Here is a 25,924-nt window from a genome sequence, read left to right as displayed (position 1 = left end):
AAAAGCCGTCACAAAGACGGCTTTTAATTTTTACATTTTCAACAAATGGTTAGCTAATTATCAAGTTGTGCTATCAGCTTCGCTGCCCAAGGGCTCGCATCTTCGTTGAGTAGCAAGTGAACAACCTTAGTTTGAGGCTGCATCACGGCATTGACGCAAGGTAGTTTGGTCAGTGCTTGAACGTCTAATTCCTCGTCTTGCTCTAAGGTAAATCGAAGTCGATTGGTGGCACATGCCATTACCGAATTAATGTTACTTTTGCCGCCGAGTTGGCTAATCATCGCGTTGATATCCTGCTCGTTCACTGAGCCTGAAACTTCAGGCTCAGATTGTGGGCTGGATTCGACCGTTGCCGGCTGCGTGACTAGCCTTGGCGCTTTTTTAGGTAAAGCTCCATATCGGTTTTCAGGTTGTCCGACTGAGTACCAAAAATCGCTTGCATGCCGTTGCCGACTTGGACAACACCTGCTGCACCCAAAGCTTTCAGTTTAGCTTGGTCGACAGCATCTTTGTTGACCACACCGACGCGTAGGCGGGTGATACATGCATCCAAGCTTTCGATGTTCGCCGCGCCGCCAAACGCTGCGACTAACTCAGCTGCCATTTCGTCGCCTTCGGCATCACCGGCACCAGCTAACACTTCTGAATCATCTTCTCGGCCAGGTGTTTTGAGATCGAATTTAGTGATAACGAAGCGGAATACGGTGTAGTAAATTGCTGCGTAAATCAGGCCGATAACTGGGAACAGGAAGAAGTTCTCTGAGTTGCCTGACAGCACAATGAAGTCAATGAGACCGTGAGAGAACGAAGTGCCGTGAACCATGCCCAAGGTGTTAGTAACCACAAATGCTGAGCCGGCTAACAATGCATGAATACCGTAAAGCACTGGCGCAACAAATAAGAAAGCAAACTCGATTGGTTCGGTGATACCGGTCAAAAATGAAGTCAACGCCGCTGACATCATGATACCGCCAACTTTGGCGCGATGTTCTGGTTTAGCACAGTGCCAAATTGCAATCGCAGCAGCAGGTAGGCCATACATTTTGAACATGTAGCCGCCAGCTAATTGACCAAAGTGGTTGGTAGCCGCTTGACGAGTTGCTGCATCAGCCTCAAGGTAACAGGTTAATACTCCGGTGCGAGCTTCACCTGCAAGATTGGCACAAGAACCCGCTTCGAAGAAGAAGGGAACATTCCACACATGGTGTAAGCCGAATGGAATCAGTGAGCGCTCAACGATGCCATAAATACCAAACGCAGTGGCAGGGTTTTGCTCAGCAGCCCAGTGCGAGAAAGTATCGATCAAGCCACCAATCGGAGGCCAAATAAACACCAGCACGATGCCCATGACGATGGCTGCAAATGCCGTAATAATCGGCACCGCACGTTTACCGGCAAAGAAGCCTAAATAGGCCGGCAACTGGATACGGAAGAATCGATTGAACACTGCCGCGGCAACGCCACCAATCAAAATACCGCCGAACACGCCGGTTTCGATCGACTCAATGCCCATGATGAGTTTGGTTTCAACACCCATGGCATTAGCGACAACGCCCATGGTGGCCAGCATTACCGCATAGCCAACGGTTGCGGCTAGCGCCGACACGCCATCGTTTTCGGTGAAGCCTAAAGCGACACCAATGGCGAAGATCAATGCCAGGTTACCGAAGATCGCACCACCGGATGCGGCCATTACTTGTGACAGAATATCTGGCAACCACGAAAAGTTCGCGGCACCAATGCCCAATAATAGACCGGCGACGGGCAATACCGATACCGGCAACATGAGCGATTTACCGACCTTTTGCAATGCCGCAAAAAGTCCATTTGCAGAAGCCATAAAGACCACCTCAGTTTTTTATAATGTTGTGTGAGTTGTTGTGTTAGAGGGGCTTAGCGCCCCGGACTTAGTTGTCGAACAGCCGTGGCAGTACCAGCTTTGAGCGCTTGCTGAGCAAGGGTTTGGCACTGGCTTAACGACAGTTCGCGAATCTGACCTTTGATTGCTGGTAATGCAGGCACACTGACCGACAGTTCATCGACGCCGAGTCCTAGCAGTAACGGCACCGCTTGCGGATCGGAAGCCAAACCGCCACAAACACCAACCCATTTGCCAGCTTTGTGAGCCCCTTGAACTGTCATCTCGATCAATTTCAATACGGCGGGGTTTAAGCCATCAACTTGCGCTGCAAGCTTTGGATGGCCGCGATCCATGGCCAAGGTGTACTGGGTGAGGTCGTTGGTACCAATGGAGAAGAAATCCGCTTCTTCGGCAAATTGCTCGGCCATTACCGCGGTTGAAGGTACCTCCACCATAATGCCAACTTCGTAGTTGCTGACGCCTAATTGCTCTGCTTCTTGCTTGACCACTTGCTTAGCTGCTTGTAGCTCTTCAAGTGTGGCAATCATGGGGAACATGATCCGCACGGTGCTTTCACTGCCTTGCGCTGCACGCAATATGGCGCGAACTTGGGTACGTAAAATCGAGGGTCGGTTGAGACCAATACGGATGCCGCGTTCACCGAGGAAAGGATTTTCCTCCGCTGGCATCGGCATATAGTCGAGAGGTTTATCGCCACCAACATCCAGCGTCCGAATGATAATTGGCCGCCCTTGTAAAGCCTTAACAATGGCGCTGTATTGTTGTGCTTGCTCATCTTCCGATGGCGCTGTTGCACGGTCTAGGAATAGGAATTCACTACGTAGCAGACCGACGCCCTCGCCACCCAATTTGACACTTTTCTCGGCATCGTTAAGGTTGGCAATATTGGCCACCACTTCCATCTGATGATCATCCGTTGTGATGGCATGATCGTGGGCAGAAGCGAGATCTTGCTGGTCTTGCTCCGCTTGTTTGGCTTGGCGTTGCTGGATGTTGTTGATTTCCTCATCGCTGACGTTGATTCGAAGCTGGCCAGCATCGCCATCGAGAATCACTTTGCTGCCATCAGCAAGTTGCTGAGCCTGGTTGTCGATCCCGGCAACAGCAGGGATCCCCATACCGCGAGCTAAAATTGCCGAATGAGACGATGAACCGCCCTCGGTAGTCGCAAAGCCAATGACCTTGCTTGGATCTAAGTTTGCGGTCATCGATGGGGTCAAATCACGAGCAATAATAATGGCGTTTTCTGGCATTGCCATCGCGTCATCAGTTAGACCCAATAGCTTACGCAGCATGCGATTACGAATATCGTCGAGATCGCTGACGCGACCGGCAAGCATCGGGTTGTCTAACTGTTTCAGTACTTGCACCTGACCGTCAATGGCTTGATTAAATGCAAATGCAGCCGATTTACCCCGATGGATGAAGGTTTCGCCTTGTTCAATAAGCTCAGGATCAGATAACAACTCTTGGTGAGCTTGGAAAATTTCAGCTTTGTCTGCTTGGCCTTGTTGCGTCATCTGTTGTTGCAACTCGGTCAAATCTTGTTGCACAGCATCAAGAGCATCGTGCAAAGCAGCAACTTGCGCTTCGCTATTCTCGGCTGTCTCTGGATAGTCAAATGTTTGTTCTTGGAGTTGAACAACCACCCCAATTGCGCTGCCCGGCGACGCTGAAACGCCCAGTAGGCAATTTGGATCATCATGTGTCACAGCCAACAGCGATTGTTCTTCTGGCAATGATTCAGCTGTTGCTAGAGGTGCTTCCTGACAATCTTCACCTAAGCCCTCTTTTATAGCTTGGCTTATTGCTGCGATTGCCGCTTCAGCATCGGCCCCGCTGGCGGTTAACTGAACTTCATCGCCCTGTTTGGTATTGAGGCCCATAATCGCTACCACGCTGCGCGCGCTGGCGGCATTGCCATGACAACTAATGGTAATTTTGCTGCTGAACTGTTTTGCCAACGCAACTAAGTTAGCTGATGGTCGAGCATGTAGACCGACAGGGTTAGGTAAGGCAATCAATTCGCTGGTAACCGCAGTGAAGTCTTGTGCTTCTTCGCTGTTTTGAGTTGCTGCAGACTCGCTGCCGGCTTGAATAATGATGTCTTGATTACTGACGACCTTACCTGCGGCAAAGCTAAAGTTTGAGAAATCATCAGGGTTGGTGATAAGTACCATAGTGACCAAGCTACGTGCTTGTTGAGCGACTTGGTCGGCATCGAATTCAATCAATGGTTCGCCAACCTTCACTTGTTGGCCTTCAGTGACGTGGGCAGTAAAACCATCACCTTTAAGCAACACAGTATCTAAACCAATGTGCATGAGTACTTCTGCCCCGTTTGCGGTAGTGATGCTGACTGCATGATGGGCTGGGTGCAAGGTAGACACTGTGCCTTCGCAAGGGGATAGCAACACTTGTGATGTTGGGTCGATAGCGATTCCGTCGCCAACCATTTTGCCGGCAAATACCGGATCGGGTACTTGCTCCAGTGGAACGACAATGCCGCTTAATGGGGCAGTTAAAGATACGGTCTGCTGTACGGTGGTTGAGGTCACTTGATATTTCTCCTGACGACTTGGATGCGGAAAATTCTAGACGGTATGACCGCAGAAGAAATCGAATCGACCTGTTCTTTTGCTATATAAAACGGTTGCTTACGTTGTGTTTCCCGTTGTTACACAAAGTTACAATGCGGCTCAGCATGGCGGCTAGGTATGTTCTAGTTGAGAAGCTGGGTGGTAGTTGTTATTGGTAAGGCCAATTTGATTTCGGATACTATTGTTGTTAACAATTTTTATGTTTTTTTAGTTTCTTTTCCGACCCTTGTTGGTTTTTGTATCCATTCACAGTGATAGCATTGTCTCCTGTTTGTTGTTTTTCTTGAGTTGGGTTTTTGCTCTAATTTACTGATATTTATATTTATTATTCGTTGAAGATGAACGTTCAGTTGACTCTCTTAGTTTGGTTGACCAAAAAATAACTTGATCTAAGTATTAGTTTTTAAATTGGAATGACCTATATGTTGTTATTTTGTTAGCGTTATTGGTATAACAATGGCGCTAGCATGGAAGCTCATTACCTTGGAACAAACAAAGTGAACGACTATGAGTATTCTAAAAATAATGACTGCTGCTGCGGTGCTCGTAGGCTCAATACTGAGCTTTAGCTTGCAAGCCACGACTATTCGTTACATTCCAACAGAAGTACCAAAAGACAAGTATCAGGTGGAGCTGGTTCGGTTCCTGTTGAGTAAAATTGACCATGATTATGAGTTCGTGCCGACTCCGGCGAAATCCATGGTGATTAGTCGACAAATCTCGGAGATCATGAGTGGCAACCTTTCGTTTGCTGCTATCTCAACCAATCAGCAGCTTGAGCAAGACTTACGGCCTATTCGCATTCCGGTGCTCAAAGGTATGTTGGGCCATCGTGTTTTTATCATTCGTGATGGCGACCAACATCGTTTTTCAGCCATCGACTCGCTGGCTGAATTAAAGCAAATGATGGCGGGACAGGGTCGATTTTGGGGGAGTACGCCAATTTTTGAGAGTGCTGGCATTCCCATGGTGACGCCTCCCAAATACGGTAGCTTGTTTCACATGCTGGAAGGTGGTCGGTTTGACTATTTTCCCCGAGCGATACACGAGCCATACTCAGAGGTCGCGAGCCGACCGGATCTCAACTTAGTTGTTGAACCCAATCTACTTCTGGTTTACCCGTCAGCGACTTATTTGTTTACTGCCAAGAGTAATGAACAGCTGGCTGTCGACTTGGAGCAGGCGTTTAACCTTGCTATCAACGACGGCAGTTTTGACCAATGGTTTTACAATCATCCGTTGATTAAAGATGCGCTGAACAAGGTGCGAATGGCGGAGCGAACCATTATTCACATTGATAATCCGACTTTGCCAGCCTCTGCCCCAGTGGATCGCAAAGAGTTGTGGTTAGACGTTGATGTCGCCAAGCAAACTTCCAATGCCCCCCACGACCTAGCCAGTCAGCAGTTGGCCCGCACTAGCCGATAAATAGTGCCAATCTGCTGCGGACTCGAACCCCCGATAGAGTCCGCAGCTTTTTTCAAAGTAAAAGTTGCAGCGTTTAGTTTGATTTTGTTTCTAACGCCTTCACTGCATTGAGCAGTGCTTCGCACTTCTTCAACTCGTACTCGTCGTCGGCATCATCAACACATTCCTTATACTCCTGCAAGGTCTTGGTCTTTTCCTCGGTAAACTCGGCATTGGCTTCGTTCATCTCGTCTTGTGATGAACTGCAGCCGACGACCAAGGCCGAGCAGGCGAACAGAATGAACAGTTTGAGTTTCATACTTAACTCCTTTTGGTTAGCGGTTACTTCAGTGTAGTGGTTAAACGCATATCGTGGTTTATCAAAACAAAGTTGATAGGAGCCACGCATTTGTGACCAAACTCTGCTAACCGCTGTTGCTAGTTGCAGTGCCGGCGAAAGCCTGAACATACTTTCTGTCTGGGGACGGGGAGAAGCTATGGAATATGATTTCATTATCGTTGGCGCTGGATCTGCTGGTTGTGTATTGGCGAATCGCTTGTCTGCTGATCCAACATGTCGAGTGCTGGTACTTGAAGCTGGTGGAGCCAATGGCGGTCTGAATGTCACCACACCATTAGCGCTGGTGCAGCTGATGCGCTCGCGAGTCAGCAACTGGCTATTTAATTCTGAACCCGACGGGTCTATCGCCCAACGGCAGATCTTTTGTCCGCGTGGCAAAGGTTTAGGCGGCTCTAGCGCGATCAATGCCATGCTCTATATCCGTGGCCAAGCACAAGACTATGATCACTGGCTTGAACAAGGTAACCAAGGCTGGGGCTATGACGATGTGTTGCCTTACTTCATTAAAAGTCAAAACCAAGAGCGAGGAGCGGATCAATACCACGGCGTTGGTGGTGAGCTTAACGTTGCGGACTTGCGTTACCAACATCCGCTTTGTCAGGAAATGGTAAAGGCAGCTGAGTTAGCCGGCTATCCCTTGCAATCAGACTTCAATGGTGCGGAGCAGTCTGGGGTTGGTTTTTATCAAGTGACACAGGAACATGGTGCGCGTTGCAGTACCAATGCGGCCTTTCTGCAACCGGTGTTGAACCGACCAAATTTAACTGTGCTGACGCATGCTCTAAGCCAGCGACTATTGCTGCAGGGCAAGCAAGTAATCGGTGTTGAGTTTACTCACCATGGCGAAACCAAGCGAGCTGTTGCTGCACGCGAAGTGTTAATGTCGGCTGGCGCATATCAGTCGCCACAATTGCTCATGCTATCGGGCATTGGTTGCCCCAACCACCTCGCTGAGCATGGCATCGGTTGTCAGCATAAACTGCCCGGAGTCGGCCAGAACCTTCAAGATCACGCCGATATCATTGTCAATTATCAAGATCTTAGCCGCCGCTCGATTCGATTGTCGTTACCTTTTGTGCTTCAGTCTGCTCCAGAGCTCTGGCGTTATTTTCGCCATCGTACCGGGTTGTTAACCTCGCCAGCAGCTGAAATGGCAGGCTTTATTCATCACAGTGGTACCAAGCAACGGCCGGACATACAGTTACATGGCATTGCTGCGGCAATGGATGATCATGGCAGAAACCTCAACTTGCTGAGACAAGCAGGTGTGTCGATGCATGTTTGTCTATTGCGGCCAAAGAGTCGTGGTCAGGTGAAACTAAAGTCTGCCGATCGGACTGATCACCCAGCGATTCATCATCAACTGCTATCGGAGTCAGAAGACCTAAAAGTTTTGGTGGAAGGAGTTAAACGGGTACGAGAAATGTTTGGTTGTTGGCCGCAGCAACAGGTCATTGGTAAAGAGTTGAACCCGGGTCTTTGGTGTCAGAGCGACGACCAGCTGGAAGATTATGTTCGACAAAAAGCAAACACCATCTATCACCCAGTTGGTACCTGTAAAATGGGCAATGATGGAAATGCAGTAGTCGATAGCGAGTTGCGAGTGCATGGCTTGGAGCGGTTACGAGTCGTCGATGCGTCAATCATGCCGACTATCGTCAGTGGTAATACCAATGCACCAACTATCATGATCGCAGAAAAAGCAGCGGCGATGGTACTAGCTGATTAGCACTCGTTTGAGTCGATGCACCCACACACCGAGTCGATAACTTACATCGCTCGGTGGTGGGTTATGGTCCGACGCCTAGGGACTTGCTCGTGTTATTCAATCTGTCCACGAAGTTCGCCACCCGGGTAAGCAGGAGTGTGGACATTAACGTAATGACCACCGCTTTTAAGCTGCATCGCTGTTGCAGAATCCAGTAAGGTATTCTCTGGAATCGCCCATACCGCCGTGTCTGCGGCACTTTGCTCTAAACCAACAACCACGCCTCCGGATACCCCTCGTTCTCCTTCATGAATGTGGGCGGCGCTAGCGTCCATTAAGCCCATGGTCATAATTCTGAGTCGCAACAAACCGGTGACATTGTCTAGCGTGGCATAGCCATAACCCATCGCTGAAGTCGTGACTGAACCAAGTACCTGCTCGCCGGTCAATGGAAAGGTGTACAGGTTGATCTGATTGCCAACGATTTGTCCTCGCAACTCGCCGCTGGGGTTATCGGGGCTGTGGACATTGACGTAGTGACCGCCATCGGCCAAGCGCATTGCAGTTGCCTCGTCGAGCATGGCGCCCGCGGGTGTTTGCCATACATTGGTATTGTCAGGGTGTTGCTCTAGTGCGACCACTACGCCGCCGTTTTCGCCAATATAACCCTCATGAATATGGGCCATTGAGGCATTATCCAGGCCGGTGGTTAGCACTTTTAAATCGACGGCGTAATCGGATAAGTTGAGGGTCGCGTAACCATACCCCATCGCGGTGGTTGCTACCGCCGGCACTTCCTGCTGACCGGAGAGATCAAAGGTGATCAGGGCAAAATTGTCGGTCAAAATCTGGCCGCGAAGTTCGCCGCTTGGATTTGCCGGGGTGTGAACATTCACGTAGTGGCCGCCACTGACTAAGCGCATAGCGGTGGCTTCATCTAGCATCGCGCCCGCAGGTGTTTGCCACACATTGGCATCGTCTGGGTGTTGCTCCAATGCCACCACAACACCACCATTTTCGCCAACATATCCTTCATGAATGTGGGCCATAGTGGCATCTTCGACCGCCATGGTATGGACCTTCAAGTCAACTTCATAGCCATTGCTATCCAAGGTTGCATAGCCGTAACCAACGGCATCTGTCATTACTGTTGGCACAGACTGAGAACCACTGAGCATAAAGGTGACAACTGCGGTTGTTGGGTTAACGATCTGGCCGCGCACTTCACCACTGGCATAAGTTGCGGTGTGGACATTGATGTACCAATCGCCGTCTAGCATGTCGTCGATCAACTCGGCCGATAGGTCGGTAATTTCAATGGCCATTGTGTCGTCATCCACTGTCTCAAAGGCAAAAGCAACATCGCCATTGACACCAATTCTGCCTTGGTGGATATGAGCCGCTTGGACATTATCAATGTCGCTAATATCTAAAGTTGCTCGAAACTGATAAAGACTCTCGTCAACTTCAATGGTTGCCGAAGCTGTGTCTTGGGTATCAACCACCGGAACGCTTTGTGCTCCATTTAGCTCGACTGATAAGGTCAATGATGGAGTAAATTCTGATGGTGGTTCAACATTGGTGGCATTACTTGAGCCGCCGCCTCCACCGCCGCCGCAGGCAGCCAGCAGCAATACTGAGGTGGTGACAAATGTTGCGAGGAAGTATTTCATGGTGAGCCGCTCCTTTTTGTTTGGCCAGCAGTGCTATTACGCAACTGGTCAAAAAAAGACCGACAAAGAGGTCGACGGTATTCACCATAACCTCGGTTGCGTGACAGTCGTCACGCAATCAAGGTCGATATGCCATGGCTCGTTTAGCCCAGCATGGGCTTAAGGAAGCGAGCGGTGTGCGATTGCTGGCAGTCGGCAACTGTTTCTGGCGAGCCTGACACCAAAATAGTGCCGCCGCCAGAGCCGCCCTCGGGGCCGAGATCGACAATCCAATCGGCTGTTTTAATGACATCCAAGTTGTGTTCGATGATCACTACGGTATTGCCATGATCGCGCAGCCGGTGCAGTACGGTCAGCAGCAATTGGATGTCATGGAAGTGCAAGCCGGTGGTTGGTTCATCGAGAATGTATAAGGTGCGGCCAGTGTCGCGCTTCGATAGCTCGCGCGATAACTTCACTCGCTGGGCTTCACCACCCGATAAGGTCGTGGCCGATTGGCCGAGGCGAATGTAGGACAGGCCAACGTCCATCAGCGTTTGCAGCTTGCGTGACACCGCCGGAATTGCATCAAAGAACTCACGCGCATCTTCCACGGTCATATCCAGTACTTCGTGGATATTCTTGCCTTTGTATTTGATTTCCAGTGTTTCACGATTGTAACGCTTGCCCTTACAGACATCGCACGGCACATACACGTCAGGCAAAAAGTGCATTTCGACCTTGATGACACCATCACCCTGGCACGCTTCACAACGGCCGCCTTTGACGTTAAACGAAAAACGCCCCGGCTTATAGCCGCGCGAGCGGGCTTCTTGGGTACCTGAAAATAGCTCGCGAATTGGCGTGAAAATGCCGGTATAGGTTGCCGGATTCGAACGTGGCGTGCGGCCAATCGGGCTTTGGTCAATATCGACGACTTTATCGAGATACTCCAAACCAGACACCGACTGGTAAGGCGCGACGTCATCGCCAGCGGCGCCGTTTAGCATCTTATGGGCAATCGGGAATAAAGTGTCGTTAATTAAGGTGGATTTACCCGAACCAGATACGCCGGTCACACAGGTCATTAGGCCAATCGGCAATTCGACATTGACGTTCTTCAGGTTATTGCCGCTGGCACCTTTGAGTTCAATCCAGCGTTCGTCGTGTTGGTGACGCTCGGCTGGAATCTCAATCTGCTTGCGACCGGATAGGTAATCACCCGTCAGTGATTCTACGGTATTCTTAATATCATCGACGTCCCCTTGGGCAATGATCTCACCGCCATGAACGCCGGCACCGGGGCCAATATCAATGACGAAATCAGCGGCGCGAATGGCATCTTCATCGTGTTCGACAACAATCACGGTATTGCCTAAATCGCGCAGGTGGTTCAGCGTTGACAGTAAGCGCTCATTATCGCGTTGATGTAGGCCAATACTGGGTTCGTCGAGTACGTACATGACGCCGACCAAACCAGCACCAATCTGGCTAGCCAGTCGGATGCGCTGCGCTTCACCGCCCGATAGGGTGTCTGCAGAGCGCGACAAATTCAGATAGTCGAGACCAACATTGACCAAAAACTTTAACCGATCGCGAATTTCCTTAAGAATTTTCTCGGCGATTTGTGCCCGCTGTCCGGTTAGCTCGAGGTGGTCGAAAAAGCGCAAGCATTCGCCAATAGCCATTTCCGTGACGGTTGGTAAGGTGGTGTCGCTGACGAACACATGCCGTGCTTCTTCACGTAAACGGCTGCCGTGACATGAGCTACAAGGTTGACTGGAAATGTATTTCGATAAGTCTTCGCGAACGGCGGCTGATTCTGTGTCTTTGTAGCGTCGCTCCATATTGGGAATGACGCCTTCAAAGGCGTGGTTGCGGACCACGATATCTCCGCGATCGTTGACGTATTGGAATTCTATTTTCTGTTTGCCAGTGCCATGCAACACAATGTGTTGGATATCGGCTGGTAGCTTTTCAAATGGTTCATTGAGATCGAAGTCAAAGTGGTTGGCGACTGCGCGCAGCATCTGGAAGTAGTACAAGCTTCGCTTGTCCCAGCCTTTGATGGCGCCACCGGCGAGGCTGAGTTCGCCGTTGGGGACCACTTTGTCATTGTCGAAATACTGTTGCACACCCAAGCCATCGCAAGTTGGGCAAGCGCCTGCAGGGTTGTTAAAGGAGAAGATCCGCGGCTCCAGTTCGGCCATTGAATAGCCACAGACCGGACAAGCAAAGTTGGCAGAGAACACCAACTCGGTGCTGTTATCATCCATGCTTACCACAGTCGCGGTGCCGCCGGACAACTCCAATGCCGATTCAAACGACTCAGCCAACCGTAGCTCAAGCCCTTCGCGGACTTTAAAGCGGTCGACTACCGCTTCAATGGTGTGCTTTTTGTGCAGCTCTAGTGTTGGTGGATCAGACAAATCGCAGATTTCACCATCGATACGGGCGCGGATAAAACCCTGAGCCGCCAGGTTTTGCAGTGTTTTGATGTGCTCGCCTTTGCGCTCTTTGATGATTGGTGCCAGCAACATGAGCTTACTGCCCTCGGGCTGCTCAAGCACTTTATCGACCATTTGACTGACGGTTTGGGCGGCTAATGGCTCGTCGTGGTGCGGACAACGAGGTTCACCAACTCGGGCGAACAACAAGCGCAGGTAATCATAGATTTCAGTGATGGTGCCAACAGTCGATCGAGGGTTATGAGAAGTTGATTTTTGTTCAATGGAAATGGCAGGTGACAAGCCTTCGATGGCATCAACATCTGGCTTTTCCATCAGTGACAAAAACTGGCGCGCATAGGCTGACAGTGACTCGACATAACGTCGTTGACCCTCGGCATAAAGGGTGTCGAACGCTAATGACGACTTACCAGAGCCGGATAAGCCGGTGATCACCACCAGTTTGTCACGCGGGATCGTCAGATTGATATTTTTCAGGTTGTGGGTACGAGCCCCACGAATGTCGATGGAATCCATTATTCCGCCAGTTACTCAGCACCAAAGCCCTATAGAATCGCATAATCTGAAACGATGATCAGCGCTGATTCAGATCTTTTTTAGACAACTAAATGTCGTTACAACCAAGCGACAAATTGATTACACCAATTCAGGGCCGTCAGTTGTCTCTGGTAAACCTGTCGATTAACAAGGTTGTTAGTTGATTTCATTGCAAAAAGTAAATGAGATTCGTTCAAGGTAAGCAATCAGCTGGTTGCGCCACGCAGAGTAGGCAAATGTCTGCGTGGATTGGTGCTACACCACATGCTAGAATCGGCGACTTTGATTTTTTCGACCTGATTATCGCTCTGATGGGATTTACCGCCACCGAACGCAAAGCTGCCATGGGTTTAGCCAGTGTATTCGCCACGCGAATGCTGGGCTTGTTCATGATCATGCCGGTTTTTGCCATCTACGGCCCTGAACTACAAGGGTTTACGTCGTTTTGGATGGGGCTGGCCATTGGCATCTACGGTCTGACTCAGGCGTGTTTGCAGATCCCTATGGGGCATTTGTCAGATCGGGTTGGTCGCAAACCAGTGATTTATGCCGGTTTGGTGGTTTTTGCTATTGGTAGTGTGATTGCTGCGGTTGCTGACCATATTGTTTGGGTCACGATTGGCCGCGCGCTGCAAGGCGCCGGGGCTATATCCAGTGCCTTGTTGGCGCTGGCGGCGGACCTCAGTAGTGACGAGCAGCGACCCAAAGTGATGGCCGTGATTGGTGTGTTCATCGGCTTGTCCTTCACTATAGCGTTGATCGTAGGACCGCTGGTGGCCGGGCCGTTTGGTTTGGCTGGCTTGTTCTGGTTGACCGCTGGGTTGTCAATGTTGTCGATCTTGGTGATCCGCTTCTGGGTGCCTGATGCCACTTCGGTGGCGCCAAGAGGTGATACTTCGGCTCGTTGGCCTCTGATGAAGAAACTGGTTCATGATGGTCAGTTGTGGCGCTTCAACAGTGCGGTATTGGTCATTCATTTTTGCATGACTTGCTTGTTCACTGTCTTGCCGAGTTTGCTACTTCCGGTTAGTGCTAGCGGTAGCCAGCTGTGGCATAGCCTATTGCCAGTTTTATTGATCAGTTTTGTCTTGCTGATCCCAATGATGAAAGTGTTTAATGCGCGGGGCCAAATCAAAGCCGGATTAATCTGTTCTGCTTTACTGATGGCCACTGCGACTGCATTGTTTGTAACATCACCAAGCTACTTAATTCTGTTGGTTGCCGCTGTGTTGTTCTTTGCTGGATTCAATTATCTCGAAGCGGGCTTACCGAGTATGGTGAGCTTGTTTGCTCCAGCCGGGCAAAAAGGCAGTGCCATGGGAATTTTCACCTCTTGTCAGTTTGGTGGAGCATTTGTTGGCGGATTAGTTGCTGGCAGTTTGTTGCAATGGCATGGTCAAACAGCGGTCTTTATTGCGATGCTGATCGCGTTATTAGGTTGGGCGGTATTTGCATTAGGTTTGCAACAGCGCCATCATCTGAAGTCTGTGAATTTTGCTGTCACCCAATCCAATGGTAACTGGCTCGATCAGTTACTTGAACAGCCTGGTGTTGCTGAGGCCGTATATGTGCCCGAAGAGCAGGTTGTCTATTTAAAAGTAAACAAGCACGAATTTGATGCGCAACGCGTGATGGCGTTGATTAATGCCCCTGCGGCAGAATTGAAGGAGAATTAGTATGGCCACACGTGGCGTCAATAAAGTTATTTTGGTTGGTAATCTGGGCCAGGATCCAGAGGTCCGCTATATGCCAAACGGCAATGCGGTCGCCAACATTACGGTGGCTACTTCTGAAAGCTGGAAAGATCAACAAGGTCAGCCTCAAGAGCGCACTGAGTGGCACCGCGTGGTGATGTTCCGTCGCTTGGGTGAAATTGCCGGTGAATACCTCCGCAAGGGCTCGCAAGTTTATATTGAAGGCAAACTGCAAACTCGCAAGTGGCAGGATCAGAACGGCCAGGATCGCTACAGCACTGAGATCGTTGCCGATCAAATGCAAATGCTCGGTGGTCGTGCCGGTGGTGGTCAAGGCGGCCAAGGGCAGGGCATGGGTCAGCCAATGGCTCAGCAACCGCAACAAGGCGGCTATCAAAACCAAAGCGGCAACTACGGCGCGCCACAAGGTGCCCCTGCCGGTGGCCAGCCTCCGCGCCAACAAGCGCCGCAACAAAACCAACAGCCACGCAGTGCTGAGCCTTCTGTTGATTTTGATGACGATATTCCGTTCTAGGCTAGGTCTAGGAACGATCACTGACTTAGTTATTTAGTCGAAGGCCACGTTCAACGTGGCCTTTTCATTTGCCTCCGAGGATCAAGGAAGATGACCGACACCTCATATTTTGCTTGTCGTAGCCCCAATGCAGGTTCGCAATGGTGCTGGTGATGCGCTATTTACTCGCTTGTTTGCTGCTGGTCAGTGGCTTGGTCCTAGCAGAGCAAAATTCGCCCGAGACTGACTTCCATTGGCAAATCGATATTGGCGCGGTGCTGAGCTACGAACAGGGGCTGGTTAAAAGTATTGAAGAATACGACCAGCAGTTGACCATCCATGGTGTGATTAGCGGCGGTTTGTACTACAAGCGCTTCTTTATCGAGACCAATCCGGTTAACCGGCGCTCTACCACCATTGGCTATACCCTCCACGAAGATGACAAGAACGTCGTTAACCTAGTTGCTGAGTCGCTGTTTGAGCGTATTTCCGAAGGCGCACAAGAGCGAGGTAACTTGCTCGATGGTATTGATAAACGGCGCAACTCGATGGAAGTTGGCTTTGAGTACTACCGCACAATTGGTCGTGCTGAGCTGAAGCTCAGTTTGCTGCATGATGCGTTGAGTAATCATGATGGCCTTTACGGCAGTATTGACTGGGGGATCCCAATCTATCGGGCTGGTTATTTGTTTGCCCCCTCGTTGTTTGTCGAGTTTCTCGATAGCAACATTACTGATTACTACTTTGGTGTCGATAGCCATGAGGCATCCGCTCAATTACCGGAGTATCGAGCAAGTAGCGCTTGGCGTGGCGGCATTCAACTTTATGCCGAACGGCCGATTAACGAGCAGTGGTCGGCGATTTCTTTTGCCCGATATGCCAAGGTCAGCAATGAAATTAGTGATAGCCCGATTGTTGCCGGGCGAGATGAAACCTATAGCATTCATGCGGGGGTGCTGTGGTCGTTCTAACTGGCTATCGTTTTGTTTTGCTTGCCATCGTGAGTTGCTTTGCTAGTGCGTCGGTGTTTGCTAATACCGGCGAGAGTAATGGGGCAACTGATGATTCTCTCAACATCGAGCTGAATACTGAAATCCCGACCTTACAGGCCAGCCCGGCATTGTGCGAGTTAGTGAAGGGCCAATCATTGTGTGAAATGAACCTAACGCTAATTTGGGAAACGCCAAGAGCCGGTCATTTTTGTCTTTGGGATAGTCAATTGACAGAGCCGCTGCGATGCTGGCGCGATGATTGGTCAGGTACTCATGCGCTGCCATTTTCATCAGAACAAGACCGAACGTACTGGTTAACGAGAGGGCCAGATGGTTCTGTTGCAGCACAAACTACAGTCGCCATCACTTGGGCTCTGGAACAGCGCTTGAGAGCCAAGCGTCGGCGCGCGTTTTGGCGGGTGTTCTAACTACCGCAGAGGTCATTGCCGACACATCTTGTCGCCGAAGCTGACAGATTTTGACATTTGCTCAACAGCTTGCGACATCTTTGTTAAAGATGTTAACCGAGTCATTCCATAGCATTAGTGGCGTTGATGTCCCCTAATGAAAAAGGAATCTCTCGATGAAACGTTTTTTAACTGCAGCCATCTCTACCCTATGCATTGGCCCTTGCTTGGCTGTTGATTTGCTGCCGCCGATGATGCTCGATGATAACGAAGTGCAGCTTGGTGCTGCGGTGCTCTACGGTGAAGAAAGCAATGGTGATAAAAGTTGGGCTGCGATGCCGATGCTGGCCTATGGTGTCACCGATGACTTCACCATCGGTTTGTTGGGCGTTCGCTATCGATTCATCAATCAGCTCGATGAAACTGGCAGTGGTTTGGAGTTGACGACAGGTGCGGGTTTAACCGGTTACCGGGAAACTAGTAGTGGTGATGATGCCTTTGGTTATGGTGCAGATCTGAGCGGGCGCTATTTATTCGATGCCAAAACCGCATTGTTGTTTGCGATGAATTACAATCACTGGGATGAAGAGAAGCGCAAAGATCGCAAGGAAATTGTCGGCTCTATTGGCGTTCAACGCCACTTGATCGATGCTTGGAGCGTTGCAGCGATGTACAGCTATCACCATTTGGAAGACTTTACTCAGGACCAAGCCCACAGTGCAAACTTGGGCTTGAATTACGCTTACAGCCCGCAAACCGATTTGGGGTTGTTTGTTCATTGGACTGATTTCGATTCGGTTCGCAATGGCTATAAAAGCGATAGCTCATTGGAGAAAGCGATTGGTGGCTATATTTCCTACCGCTTTTAGGACACAATTTTGGCTAGCTTAACTGCGGCGAGGAGCCTTCAGAACTCGCCGCTTACCAACTATGGAAATATGCATTCAATGACCGATACGGAAGCGGAACCACGGCATATCTTTGTCGTCGAAGATGACGAAGAGCTGGCGACTCTGGTGCAAGAGTATTTTCAGTTACAGGGATTCAAGGTCACCTTGGAAGGACGTGGCGATCGAGCTGTTGAGCGAATTATCGAAGCACAACCTGATGCGGTGATTTTGGACATTATGTTGCCTGGACTCAATGGCATCGATGTATGCCGTCAGTTGCGAATGCAGTCAGATGTGCCGGTATTGATGCTAACGGCACGTACCGATGATATTGATCAGGTTGTCGGCCTTGAAGTCGGTGCTGACGATTATATTTGTAAGCCAGTCCAACCAAGGTTATTGCTGGCGCGAGTGAATGCCATTCTGCGCCGAGTTCACCGTGATGATAGTGAGCACGCTGAAGCGACAGGTGAGCTGCAATTTGGCCAACTGGTCATAAATACCAACAAGCGTGAAGTCATGTTGAACAACGCTGCGATTGAATTGACCACCAATGAGATCGATTTGCTGAGCTTTTTTGCTCGGCAAGCCGATACCATACTCAGCCGCGATGAATTGTTTAGCCATTTGCGAGGCTTTGGCTATGACGGTATGGATCGCACTGTTGATATGTTGGTGTCGCGGTTGCGCAAGAAGTTGGGCGACAACCCACACAAGCCTCACCGCATTAAAACGGTTTGGAAAAAAGGCTATTTGTTTGTCTCCGATGCGTGGGAATAGGCTTGGGGCTGAATCTCAAGCTGGATTGTCATGAAGAACCTATTTGCTCGGCTTTACTTGTTGTTGCTTATCGCCATTGTTGGTCTCGGCTGGGGCGTTGAGCAGTTGTACCAGCATTATGGTCAGCGTCAGCAAGTGACTAATGATCTCGACTTGCATCGCGGAACCTTGTTTTTGCTCGACGGAGAGTTGCGGCGCCGACCCGAAGCGCAGCGCGCTAGTTTTGTTGATGCGATACAGCCATCATTTGGCTTTCCTTTGCAGTTATTCCAGCGCCAACCTGAACTGCAGTTAAAGCAACTTACTGGGTTAGTGCTGTCTGCACAGCAGCGAGACTATTTGCAGCAGGGCGGGGTGATCACATGGTTTGATGATGATGGCGGTCATAGTTGGTTTGTGCGCCAGCTTTCAGGTACCCAGCATCTGATTGTACTTGGTCCTATCGTTACTGGTTCTGCAGGTCATGCTGATTTGGTCTATCTCATCTTGTTTCTCGCTGGCCTCGGTATTTTTGTGTTCGCTTGGGCCATGCCGATATCCCGCGGTTTGATGACTTTGACGCAAACCGCCACCAAATTTGGCCAAGGTGATTTTTCCGCTCGTGCCAAAGCCAATGTCTCGGCACCGCTACAAAACCTGGTCGAGCGATTCAATGCGATGGCCGAGCGAATCCAACGCTTGCTTAAATCGCACAAAGAGTTATCCCACGGTATTTCTCACGAGCTTCGAACGCCCATTGCCAGACTCCGCTTTGCCATGGAAATGGTACGCGAGCTCGATGATCCCAAAGCGGTGGCGAAATACCTTGATACCATGGACGACAATATTGAGCAGCTCGATGGCTTAGTGGATGAGTTGCTGACCTATGCTCGCTTTGATCGTGAAGAACCGTTGCTGCAATTACATCTCGAGGACATGTCTGAGCTAGCCGATTTAGTGTTGGAGAACTTTCGCCTCACTGAGCCGCAACTGCAGTTCCAATTAACGACTGAAACACCATTACCTTTGATCCATTGTGATAGAGAAGCGGTGATGAGGATGCTCGATAACTTAATTCGCAATGCTGTTCGTTATGCCGCAACTGTGGTTGAAGTGAACCTGACCATCCGACAACAACAACTTTTGGTTGCTGTAAATGATGATGGTCCAGGAGTCCCGGTTGAGAGCAGATCAAGCTTATTCGAGCCGTTCGTTCGACTAGACAAAAGTCGCGACCGAAAGTCTGGTGGTATTGGTTTAGGACTGGCTATTGTTAAACGCTATGTGAAGCTGCATCGCGGCGAGGTTCGAATTGATGATTCGCCGCTGGGTGGTGCCAGTTTTATTCTCAGCTGGCCTGTCCAGCAAAGCGAATAACAACCACTAGTCTTTGACGTTGTAGCCTTTGTCGCGGAGGCATTGCACGACTAGTTGCCGCTGGCTTTGACTGCTGCTTGCTTCCCCTGCGATAGCTCCAGCAATAGCACCGATCGCGGCGCCGGCGAGCGCATCGTCCGCCGCAGCACCAAGTATGGCTCCGCCTACCGCACCAATCATAGTGCCGAATTCGGTATCATTGTCTTGTTGCTTGGCCAATTGCTGGCATTGCGCCAAGTCAGCTTCATATTCCGCTAGATCATCGCCAATCACTATTGGTCGGTGAGACTCTGTACTGGCACAACCATAGAGGCCCGAGAGACCAAGGGACATCACGATTACCAGCGGCATTAGCGCTTTGTTTACAAACATCAGGGTATCTTTGATTACTACTTCGGCACCGATGATGCCACAGAGCTGGTGGTTGTGCTGTATAAATCTGTCAATAAGCTTGGCTCAACGACATTAACCATGACCCGTTGAGCCGCCACCGGCTTGATGAGCGTTAGAAGCCATAGAGTCCGATGTTTTCAAGGAACACGCGTTTGGGTTGTTGCAGCACATACAGCACCGCGTTGGCCATGTCTTCAACTTGCAACCAGCCAGCCATCTGATCGGCGTCATTGAGTGGTTTAGGCACTTGGACTAATCCTGGGCAAAGGCTGTGCACTTTGATGCCATGTTGTCTTACTTCTTCTTGCAACGCGGCAGCAAATCCAACCACGGCAAATTTTGCTGCGCAATAGGGGCCAGCATTGGCGTAGCCATTTTTCGCTGCTTGTGAGGCAATGTTAATGATATGACCCGATTGTTGTTGACGAAGCGTAGGTAACACTGCTTGGGTCATTAAGAATGTTCCTTTGGCGCAGGTATCCATTACCAAATCCCAGTTTTCCTCTGGGCAATCTTCAATCGAATCCTGCACACCAAGCCCGCTGTTGTTGATCAAGCCGTCGATGCGACCAAATCGTTCAAGTGCAGTTTGGGCTACTCGTTGGACGTCATTCTTACTTCTGACATCGGCGGCTACGGCGATGGCTTTTCCTGGACCTTTATTGGACAGCTGAAGGGCTTGTTCCATCAATAGGTCGCTACGCCGAGAGCTCAGTACCACATTGGCACCTTCGGCTATCAGCGCTTCGGCAATGCCAAGGCCGATGCCACTGGCACCGCCGGTGATGATGATGGTTTTACCTACAATTGATTCCACTGTTACGCTCCGTACATGCTGGCAAATGGGTTGCCTGAATTGTCGTTACTGACGGCGTATTTTCAATCCTATGGTGCGAGATAGTTCGTACTTTGGTACGATTTTGGCCAGACAGGAGAACTTCATCGATGCCAGAACAAAATGACTTTGCCCTGCGCTTGCGCGAATTAATGGGCGATATGAGCGTCAGTGCTTTTGCTCGTAAAGTCGAATTGAGCGAAAGCTTGATCCGCAAATATCTAAATGGCTCTGAGCCGGGATTAGCTAAGGCCAACCAGATTGCTATCAAAGCCAACTGTTCATTGGAATGGCTGGCAACCGGTTGTGGTTATCAGTATCGCAAAGCCGAAGTGGTTGACATGGAAGCCTTGGAAACGGCGATGCAACTGACTCTAAACCTTGCCGAGAGTGAAGAGCTTAACCTTCAAAATGAAAAATTAATGAAGGCAATTGTCGCCACTTATCAATACATGCGAGCGACAAAGAAGAAAGATGGCTACTTCGATGTCGATGAGGCTAAGCCGTTTGCTCGTTACGTGTTAGGCATGTGTTAGCCATTGCAGTTGTAATAGGGAGAGGTAGTGATGTCTGTTCAGTTCGACCATTTTAATATCAGCGCGCCGATGGAGGTGCTGTTGATAGAAAAAGAATTCTTTTATCGCGTGTTCGGTTTTGCTGCTGGCAGTCGGCCGCAGTTTGCTAAACAGGGTTACTGGCTATACAACGGTGAGCAAGCAGTGATTCACTTATCGAAAAGTGACAACCATAGCAACGAAAGCGAAGACGGATATTTGGATCACATTGCATTCCGGATGACTGGCTTGGCGTCGTTGCTAACCACGTTAGAGGAGCTCAAGGTGCCATTCAGGAGTCAGGTGAATGAACACCTGAACATGACTCAGGTGTTTTTCAAATCGCCGGCGGGCGTTGGGCTAGAGGCGAACTTTGTCGCCGAGTTCGTTACCGAAGCGCTTGACTGATCAGCGCAGCGGCTCTCGGTCAATTTGGTTGTAGCGATCGACCAATTTAATTGCTGTCTCGTAAGCACTGGCTAAATCGTCGTAATCTAGGTTCAGTTTTTTGGCTTCCATTCCTGAGTGATGCCAACTGCCCTTTTCATAGTGTTTGGCGGTGTTGAGAATAACCGTGAGTGGCGAACCCTTAGTTTCTGGCTGTTGCATCAGAATGTCTTTTAACACCGGATCAAGCGCGATTTGATCGAGAACCTCCTCCATTGGCCGGTCCATGATGTTTTCAATAAATGAAAACAAGCCAACTAAGAATGCTTGGTCGCCGAGCCCTGAACGGTGTTTTTCAGCCACTTCTTCACAAAATTTTGCCCTGAGAATCGCCATGTTGATCAGCTCTCGGGGTTTGCTATTGAGTTCTTCTGCTGTGAAAAGCATCAGTACGAACTTACGTGTCTCTTCACTACCAATGTACCGCAGTGCTTGATGAACGGAGGAAATGGGGGAAACAATCGGAAATAAACCGGAGTTAATAAAGCGAAGTAGCTTGTAGGTCAAGCTGACGTCGTGCTTGTACAGCTCTGCAACTTTGTTTAGGTCAAACTCTTCGCGCAATACTAAGTTATAGGTGGCCAGCAACACGGCATGTCGAGCTTGTGCATCGGTGCCTTCAAGCATTTCCGGTTTGCAGAAAAAATAGCCCTGAAAAAAGTCAAAGCCAAGCGCTTTAGCATGCTCGTATTCTTCTCGGGTTTCTACTTTTTCGGCCAGGATCTTGGTTTTCGGGAATTGCTTTTTAATGTTGTCGATCAGTGACTTTATCGACGTTAACGGTGTTCTTTGAATATCGAATTTGATGAGCCGGGCGAGCTGTAAGAAACGATTCCACTCGGTGCGATAAACGAAGTCATCAAGGGCGATTTTGTAGCCCGCTCGGAATAATTCCCGAACTTCTTGCAGCACCCTATCGCTTGGACTCACGTCTTCGAGAATCTCAATCACAATTTGATCGCGTGGCAAGGAATGCGGTATTTGCGATAGCAGCGATGACTCGCTGAAGTTCACCAGCGCAGGTTTACCGCTGCAGTATTGTTTAAAGCCATTATTAAAATGGGTTCTGGATATCAGTCGGCTGGTGGCAACATGTGGATCGACCCCAACAGGGAATGTATTGGCTTCACTCTCTCGGTAAAACAGCTCATAAGCGACAACATTTAATCGACGATTAAAAATCGCTTGGCGGGCAGCATAAAACTTCACTAATCAAACACCTAAGTCAGCGGTAACTACAAACATCTACAAACTGGCTGTGTTTAATAGAGCCCTATATCGCATCGATAGGTCAAGCATTAGAGTCGTTTCTACTTAAACAATTCTCATTTTGCGATAATTATGTGTCGCACCTCTCAGCTTTGAACCAAGTTGAATGTCCGTATGTCTGTTGTTGAAACGATATCAGGAGCAAGGGCCTTACTGTTGGCTGGGTTCAAACCAATGACGGGTTCGGTTGGCGATTGCGACTAGCGATAACATCACTGGCACTTCCACTAACACGCCAACAACGGTCGCCAAGGCTGCGCCCGAGTGCAGTCCAAACAATGAGATGGCCACAGCCACCGCTAGTTCAAAGAAGTTTGATGTACCAATCATACACGCGGGAGCTGCAATGTTATGGGGCAGTTTGAGCCACTTGGCCGCAGCGTAGGCGATGATGAAAATACCATAAGTCTGAATCATCAACGGAATGGCTATGAGGCCAATGGTCTGGGGTTGCGCAATGATGGTTTCGGCCTGAAAGCCAAATAGTAATACGACCGTGGCGAGTAAGCCGGTAATCGACCAAGGCTTTATTCGCGCCAAAAAGTGCGCTAACTGATGCGATTCGTTACTACGTTCCAGTCGCGAGCGGGTGATGACACCTGCAACCAGCGGCAGCAAAACATACAACACGACCGAAATTAGCAAGGTCATCCAAGGTACTTCAATGTCGGAGACGCCCAGTAGCATGGCTGTCAATGGCGCAAAGGCAAAGATCATAATGATGTCGTTGACCGATACTTGAACCAAGGTGTAGTTCGCATCACCTTTGGTCAACTGGCTCCATACGAACACCATTGCGGTGCAGGGCGCAACGCCTAGCAAGATCATACCAGCGATGTATTCATTGGCGGACTGGGGGTCAACCCAGTCTACGAACACTAGCTTGAAGAACAACCAACCTAAAGCCGCCATGGTGAAGGGCTTAATTAACCAGTTGATGACCAGTGTCAGTACCAATCCTTTTGGTTTTTTACCAATATCCTTAATTGATGAGAAATCGATTTGAACCATCATTGGGTAAATCATCACCCAAATAAACACCGCAATAATCAAATTCACATGCGCTATTTCAAAGCGTGCGATGGCTTCAAAAACGCCAGGCCAAACAATGCCAAGACCGACGCCAGCAGCGATACATAGCGCCACCCATACTGACAAGTAACGCTCAAAAATACCCATCCTTCGAACCCTCGAAATAGAACTGTTGGAAATGATAAAAGAAAATTTTTGCCAACATATATGAAAAATCGAATATGTACAATCAAATGATAGTTGAGATTTTGTTAAGGCGTGGTTCAGGGCATAAAAACAAAAGGATGAGAGAATAAGTCATACCTGTCTGACCATTAATGGTGATCTGATTACCAATTGGTAATGTAAATGTTTGTAAATTGATTGACAGTTGGTATTCCAATGTTTACATTTTGGCATTATGTTGGTTTGAGATGGCTTATGTGGGGCAGTTAGTTGTCCTGTGAGACGTTCATCCACTGGCTATACCTGATCGTCACGCCGCTGAGTTGTTTGGTGAAACCGGTCTATTTGTGGTCAGCCAGATACCCCACTGTAAGACGAGTAAATTTATTTACGGTCAGGCCAAACATTAGTTGCTATGTCTTAAAAACGACCAGAGCCAGACTTCAATCGATTCGCGCTGATGTCTGAAATTAAGAATAAAAAAATTAGTAGTTAGAGGTACTTAGAATGACTCCATTCGAGTGGAATTTTCCAACAAAATTGACCTATGGCCCAGGCCGAATCAGCGAAGTCGGTGAGATTGCAAAAGCCTATGGTAAGAAGGCCATGGTGGCGACATATGCTAAAGGTTCGCCGCTAGATCCGGTAATTGATACAGTCGAAGCTTCGTTGCTTGAAGCTGGCCTGGAAGTTGTCGTATTTACCGGTATTGAGCCCAATCCTCGTGCTCAAACCATTGATAAAGCGATTGAAATGTTCAAGGCAGAAGAGTGTGACTTGGTTATCGCACTAGGCGGCGGTAGCGTGATTGATGGCTCCAAGTACATCTCTGCAACAGCTTTCTCTGGTGGTAACGCTTGGGATTACGTGGTCCTTGGTGACCGTGTTCCTCGCGAGTACACCGGTGCCTTCCCAATCATTTCAATTCCAACGATTTCAGCTGCTGGTTCTGAATGTAATGCCGGTGGTGTTATTACCAATGCCGAGACCAATGAAAAGAGCTTCTCTCGCTCGCCTTATCGGATTCCTAAAGTCGCTATCGTTGACCCTGAAGTATTAGCATCGGTGCCGATGCGCCTCACTCAGGATAGTTGCGTTGATATCTTCTCGCACTTGATTGAGCATTACTTGTCGAGTGATGCTGAGTCTGAATTCGCCGATCGTCAAACTGAAGGCATGATTCTTTGTCTGAAGGAAAATTTCGCTAAAATCATTGAAAATCTTGATGATCTTGAGGTTCGCGGGCAGTTAGCACTGTGCTCTATCTTTGGCTGGTCGGGGATTCAAGCGCTAGGCCGCATGGGTTGCATTCCAATGCACTCAATCGAGATGCCGCTGAGCGGCATCTATGATTTACCGCATGGTCGCGGCATGGTAGTGGTTATCCCTGCGTACCTTGAGCACATGGCTGATGCCAAGCCTCACCGATGGGCCAAGTTAGCTCGTCGTTGTTTCGATGTAACCGAGCAAGATGACCTCAAAGCAGCCAAGCTTTTATCGGTTAAAGTTACGGAATGGCTCAAAGAAACAGGTGCTTACCTCACTCTTTCAGATGTTGGTATTCCGGATGACAAGTTTGAGCAAATGGCTGATGACGTGGTTCGGATGTTCCCGGGTCCAATTCCTCAGTCGACCCCAGGTGCTCGCCCAGTAACCAAAGACGATATCGTTGCAATCTACGAGCTTTGTAAATAAAGCCGATTGATAAGACCAATTTAATTACAATAACCCTACACCAAAGCCTCTCAATGAGAGGCTTTTTTATGTCCAGAGATGGACGGTATGCCGCGGGCGCATGGATGCGCAGGAGTGGCGTTAATTGGTCGGACAGGCAATAAAAAAGCACGGTATCTACCGTGCTTTTTTCATTCGTCTGTCCCGTCCTGAAATAGGTTTACACGTTGGAGACCTATGATGGAAAAGCGAATTGCTTCAAAAAGAAAGCGCACTCAGCGCGACTATACATTGGGCTTTAAATTAG

Annotated in this window: 22 protein-coding genes; 12 read left to right on the top strand and 10 right to left on the bottom strand. The window is 49.3% G+C overall.

Annotated elements, in window-relative coordinates:
* Window positions 1-53: 53 nt before the first annotated feature.
* The 3 genes from CBE68_RS17700 to ptsP all read right to left on the bottom strand — a co-directional run bounded on the left by CBE68_RS17700 (window position 54) and on the right by ptsP (window position 4,440).
* Window positions 54-281 carry a PTS transporter subunit EIIB gene (locus tag CBE68_RS17700; protein WP_143824619.1) on the bottom strand — a complete coding sequence of 76 codons (228 nt, stop codon included), beginning with the start codon at window positions 279-281 and terminating at the stop codon, window positions 54-56.
* A gap of 83 nt (window positions 282-364) precedes the next feature.
* Window positions 365-1,840, bottom strand: a complete 1,476-nt coding sequence (ptsG, locus tag CBE68_RS17695; protein ID WP_087507548.1) for a PTS glucose transporter subunit IIBC — start codon at window positions 1,838-1,840, stop codon at window positions 365-367.
* Window positions 1,841-1,893: 53 nt separating this feature from the next.
* On the bottom strand, window positions 1,894-4,440 hold the full coding sequence (gene ptsP, locus CBE68_RS17690) for a phosphoenolpyruvate--protein phosphotransferase (protein ID WP_087507546.1): 2,547 nt from the start codon (window positions 4,438-4,440) through the stop codon (window positions 1,894-1,896).
* Window positions 4,441-4,989: 549 nt separating this feature from the next.
* Between ptsP and CBE68_RS17685 the strand changes: the two genes are divergently transcribed.
* Window positions 4,990-5,910 (top strand): diguanylate cyclase, encoded by a 921-nt coding sequence (locus CBE68_RS17685; protein ID WP_143824618.1) that lies wholly within the window; start codon window positions 4,990-4,992, stop codon window positions 5,908-5,910.
* 73 nt (window positions 5,911-5,983) lie between these two features.
* Here CBE68_RS17685 and CBE68_RS17680 read toward each other — a convergent pair whose 3' ends face one another.
* Window positions 5,984-6,208, bottom strand: a complete 225-nt coding sequence (locus CBE68_RS17680) for an outer membrane protein assembly factor BamD (protein ID WP_143824617.1) — start codon at window positions 6,206-6,208, stop codon at window positions 5,984-5,986.
* 178 nt (window positions 6,209-6,386) lie between these two features.
* On the opposite strand from CBE68_RS17680, the gene CBE68_RS17675 reads away from it, so the two are divergent.
* Complete coding sequence (locus tag CBE68_RS17675; protein WP_087507539.1) at window positions 6,387-7,979, top strand: GMC family oxidoreductase; 1,593 nt, start codon at window positions 6,387-6,389, stop codon at window positions 7,977-7,979.
* A gap of 92 nt (window positions 7,980-8,071) precedes the next feature.
* Here CBE68_RS17675 and CBE68_RS17670 read toward each other — a convergent pair whose 3' ends face one another.
* Window positions 8,072-9,631 carry a CHRD domain-containing protein gene (locus tag CBE68_RS17670; RefSeq protein WP_087507537.1) on the bottom strand — a complete coding sequence of 520 codons (1,560 nt, stop codon included), beginning with the start codon at window positions 9,629-9,631 and terminating at the stop codon, window positions 8,072-8,074.
* A gap of 143 nt (window positions 9,632-9,774) precedes the next feature.
* Window positions 9,775-12,594 carry an excinuclease ABC subunit UvrA gene (gene uvrA / locus CBE68_RS17665; protein ID WP_087507534.1) on the bottom strand — a complete coding sequence of 940 codons (2,820 nt, stop codon included), beginning with the start codon at window positions 12,592-12,594 and terminating at the stop codon, window positions 9,775-9,777.
* 257 nt (window positions 12,595-12,851) lie between these two features.
* On the opposite strand from uvrA, the gene CBE68_RS17660 reads away from it, so the two are divergent.
* The 7 genes from CBE68_RS17660 (at window position 12,852) to CBE68_RS17630 (ending at window position 19,248) form a co-directional block, all read left to right on the top strand.
* Window positions 12,852-14,291: an MFS transporter gene (locus CBE68_RS17660; RefSeq protein WP_229744805.1), complete on the top strand. Its 1,440-nt coding sequence runs from the start codon at window positions 12,852-12,854 to the stop codon at window positions 14,289-14,291.
* A 1-nt stretch (window position 14,292) separates the two neighbouring features.
* Window positions 14,293-14,844 carry a single-stranded DNA-binding protein gene (ssb, locus tag CBE68_RS17655; protein WP_087507532.1) on the top strand — a complete coding sequence of 184 codons (552 nt, stop codon included), beginning with the start codon at window positions 14,293-14,295 and terminating at the stop codon, window positions 14,842-14,844.
* Between the two features lie 152 nt (window positions 14,845-14,996).
* A complete protein-coding gene (locus CBE68_RS17650; RefSeq protein WP_158100663.1) occupies window positions 14,997-15,794 on the top strand; it encodes a MipA/OmpV family protein in 798 nt (265 codons plus the stop codon).
* Window positions 15,782-16,243, top strand: coding sequence for a DUF3019 domain-containing protein (locus CBE68_RS17645; RefSeq protein ID WP_087507528.1), 462 nt, complete (start codon window positions 15,782-15,784; stop codon window positions 16,241-16,243). Before CBE68_RS17650 ends, CBE68_RS17645 begins: the two co-directional genes overlap by 13 nt.
* A gap of 155 nt (window positions 16,244-16,398) precedes the next feature.
* Window positions 16,399-17,091, top strand: coding sequence for a hypothetical protein (locus CBE68_RS17640; RefSeq protein ID WP_087507526.1), 693 nt, complete (start codon window positions 16,399-16,401; stop codon window positions 17,089-17,091).
* A gap of 78 nt (window positions 17,092-17,169) precedes the next feature.
* On the top strand, window positions 17,170-17,892 hold the full coding sequence (locus tag CBE68_RS17635; RefSeq protein ID WP_087507525.1) for a response regulator transcription factor: 723 nt from the start codon (window positions 17,170-17,172) through the stop codon (window positions 17,890-17,892).
* 30 nt (window positions 17,893-17,922) lie between these two features.
* On the top strand, window positions 17,923-19,248 hold the full coding sequence (locus CBE68_RS17630) for an ATP-binding protein (protein WP_087507523.1): 1,326 nt from the start codon (window positions 17,923-17,925) through the stop codon (window positions 19,246-19,248).
* A gap of 6 nt (window positions 19,249-19,254) precedes the next feature.
* Here CBE68_RS17630 and CBE68_RS17625 read toward each other — a convergent pair whose 3' ends face one another.
* A complete protein-coding gene (locus CBE68_RS17625; protein WP_143824616.1) occupies window positions 19,255-19,620 on the bottom strand; it encodes a YMGG-like glycine zipper-containing protein in 366 nt (121 codons plus the stop codon).
* Window positions 19,621-19,753: 133 nt separating this feature from the next.
* A complete protein-coding gene (locus tag CBE68_RS17620; protein ID WP_087507520.1) occupies window positions 19,754-20,458 on the bottom strand; it encodes an SDR family oxidoreductase in 705 nt (234 codons plus the stop codon).
* Between the two features lie 128 nt (window positions 20,459-20,586).
* On the opposite strand from CBE68_RS17620, the gene CBE68_RS17615 reads away from it, so the two are divergent.
* Together CBE68_RS17615 and CBE68_RS17610 are read left to right on the top strand one after the other, a co-directional pair.
* Window positions 20,587-21,012: a helix-turn-helix domain-containing protein gene (locus CBE68_RS17615; protein ID WP_087507519.1), complete on the top strand. Its 426-nt coding sequence runs from the start codon at window positions 20,587-20,589 to the stop codon at window positions 21,010-21,012.
* A 30-nt stretch (window positions 21,013-21,042) separates the two neighbouring features.
* A complete protein-coding gene (locus CBE68_RS17610; RefSeq protein WP_087507518.1) occupies window positions 21,043-21,438 on the top strand; it encodes a VOC family protein in 396 nt (131 codons plus the stop codon).
* On the opposite strand, the gene CBE68_RS17605 is transcribed toward CBE68_RS17610, so the two are convergent.
* Together CBE68_RS17605 and arsB are read right to left on the bottom strand one after the other, a co-directional pair.
* Window positions 21,439-22,686, bottom strand: a complete 1,248-nt coding sequence (locus CBE68_RS17605) for an EAL and HDOD domain-containing protein (protein ID WP_087507517.1) — start codon at window positions 22,684-22,686, stop codon at window positions 21,439-21,441.
* A gap of 210 nt (window positions 22,687-22,896) precedes the next feature.
* Window positions 22,897-23,925, bottom strand: coding sequence for an ACR3 family arsenite efflux transporter (arsB, locus tag CBE68_RS17600; protein ID WP_087507516.1), 1,029 nt, complete (start codon window positions 23,923-23,925; stop codon window positions 22,897-22,899).
* 525 nt (window positions 23,926-24,450) lie between these two features.
* Here arsB and CBE68_RS17595 point away from each other — a divergent pair.
* Complete coding sequence (locus tag CBE68_RS17595; RefSeq protein ID WP_087507515.1) at window positions 24,451-25,638, top strand: iron-containing alcohol dehydrogenase; 1,188 nt, start codon at window positions 24,451-24,453, stop codon at window positions 25,636-25,638.
* The last annotated feature ends 286 nt before the right edge of the window (window positions 25,639-25,924 follow it).

Source organism: Neiella marina (assembly GCF_002165625.1).
GTDB lineage: Bacteria > Pseudomonadota > Gammaproteobacteria > Enterobacterales > Neiellaceae > Neiella > Neiella marina.
The sequence above is the reverse complement of the archived record's forward strand: the minus strand, read 5'-3'. Positions and strand labels throughout refer to the sequence as shown.

Excerpts from the sequence above, each read along its gene's own strand:
- CBE68_RS17635 (WP_087507525.1), top strand. The coding sequence starts at position 17,170 with ATGACCGATACGGAAGCGGAACCACGGCATATCTTTGTCGTCGAAGAT.
- CBE68_RS17610 (WP_087507518.1), top strand. The coding sequence starts at position 21,043 with ATGTCTGTTCAGTTCGACCATTTTAATATCAGCGCGCCGATGGAGGTG.
- CBE68_RS17625 (WP_143824616.1), bottom strand. The coding sequence starts at position 19,620 with ATGTTTGTAAACAAAGCGCTAATGCCGCTGGTAATCGTGATGTCCCTT.
- CBE68_RS17700 (WP_143824619.1), bottom strand. The coding sequence starts at position 281 with ATGATTAGCCAACTCGGCGGCAAAAGTAACATTAATTCGGTAATGGCA.
- arsB (WP_087507516.1), bottom strand. The coding sequence starts at position 23,925 with ATGGGTATTTTTGAGCGTTACTTGTCAGTATGGGTGGCGCTATGTATC.
- CBE68_RS17685 (WP_143824618.1), top strand. The coding sequence starts at position 4,990 with ATGAGTATTCTAAAAATAATGACTGCTGCTGCGGTGCTCGTAGGCTCA.
- CBE68_RS17670 (WP_087507537.1), bottom strand. The coding sequence starts at position 9,631 with ATGAAATACTTCCTCGCAACATTTGTCACCACCTCAGTATTGCTGCTG.
- CBE68_RS17630 (WP_087507523.1), top strand. The coding sequence starts at position 17,923 with ATGAAGAACCTATTTGCTCGGCTTTACTTGTTGTTGCTTATCGCCATT.
- CBE68_RS17660 (WP_229744805.1), top strand. The coding sequence starts at position 12,852 with ATGTCTGCGTGGATTGGTGCTACACCACATGCTAGAATCGGCGACTTT.
- ssb (WP_087507532.1), top strand. The coding sequence starts at position 14,293 with ATGGCCACACGTGGCGTCAATAAAGTTATTTTGGTTGGTAATCTGGGC.
- CBE68_RS17680 (WP_143824617.1), bottom strand. The coding sequence starts at position 6,208 with ATGAAACTCAAACTGTTCATTCTGTTCGCCTGCTCGGCCTTGGTCGTC.
- uvrA (WP_087507534.1), bottom strand. The coding sequence starts at position 12,594 with ATGGATTCCATCGACATTCGTGGGGCTCGTACCCACAACCTGAAAAAT.
- CBE68_RS17650 (WP_158100663.1), top strand. The coding sequence starts at position 14,997 with ATGCGCTATTTACTCGCTTGTTTGCTGCTGGTCAGTGGCTTGGTCCTA.
- CBE68_RS17675 (WP_087507539.1), top strand. The coding sequence starts at position 6,387 with ATGGAATATGATTTCATTATCGTTGGCGCTGGATCTGCTGGTTGTGTA.
- CBE68_RS17640 (WP_087507526.1), top strand. The coding sequence starts at position 16,399 with ATGAAACGTTTTTTAACTGCAGCCATCTCTACCCTATGCATTGGCCCT.
- ptsG (WP_087507548.1), bottom strand. The coding sequence starts at position 1,840 with ATGGCTTCTGCAAATGGACTTTTTGCGGCATTGCAAAAGGTCGGTAAA.
- CBE68_RS17595 (WP_087507515.1), top strand. The coding sequence starts at position 24,451 with ATGACTCCATTCGAGTGGAATTTTCCAACAAAATTGACCTATGGCCCA.
- CBE68_RS17615 (WP_087507519.1), top strand. The coding sequence starts at position 20,587 with ATGCCAGAACAAAATGACTTTGCCCTGCGCTTGCGCGAATTAATGGGC.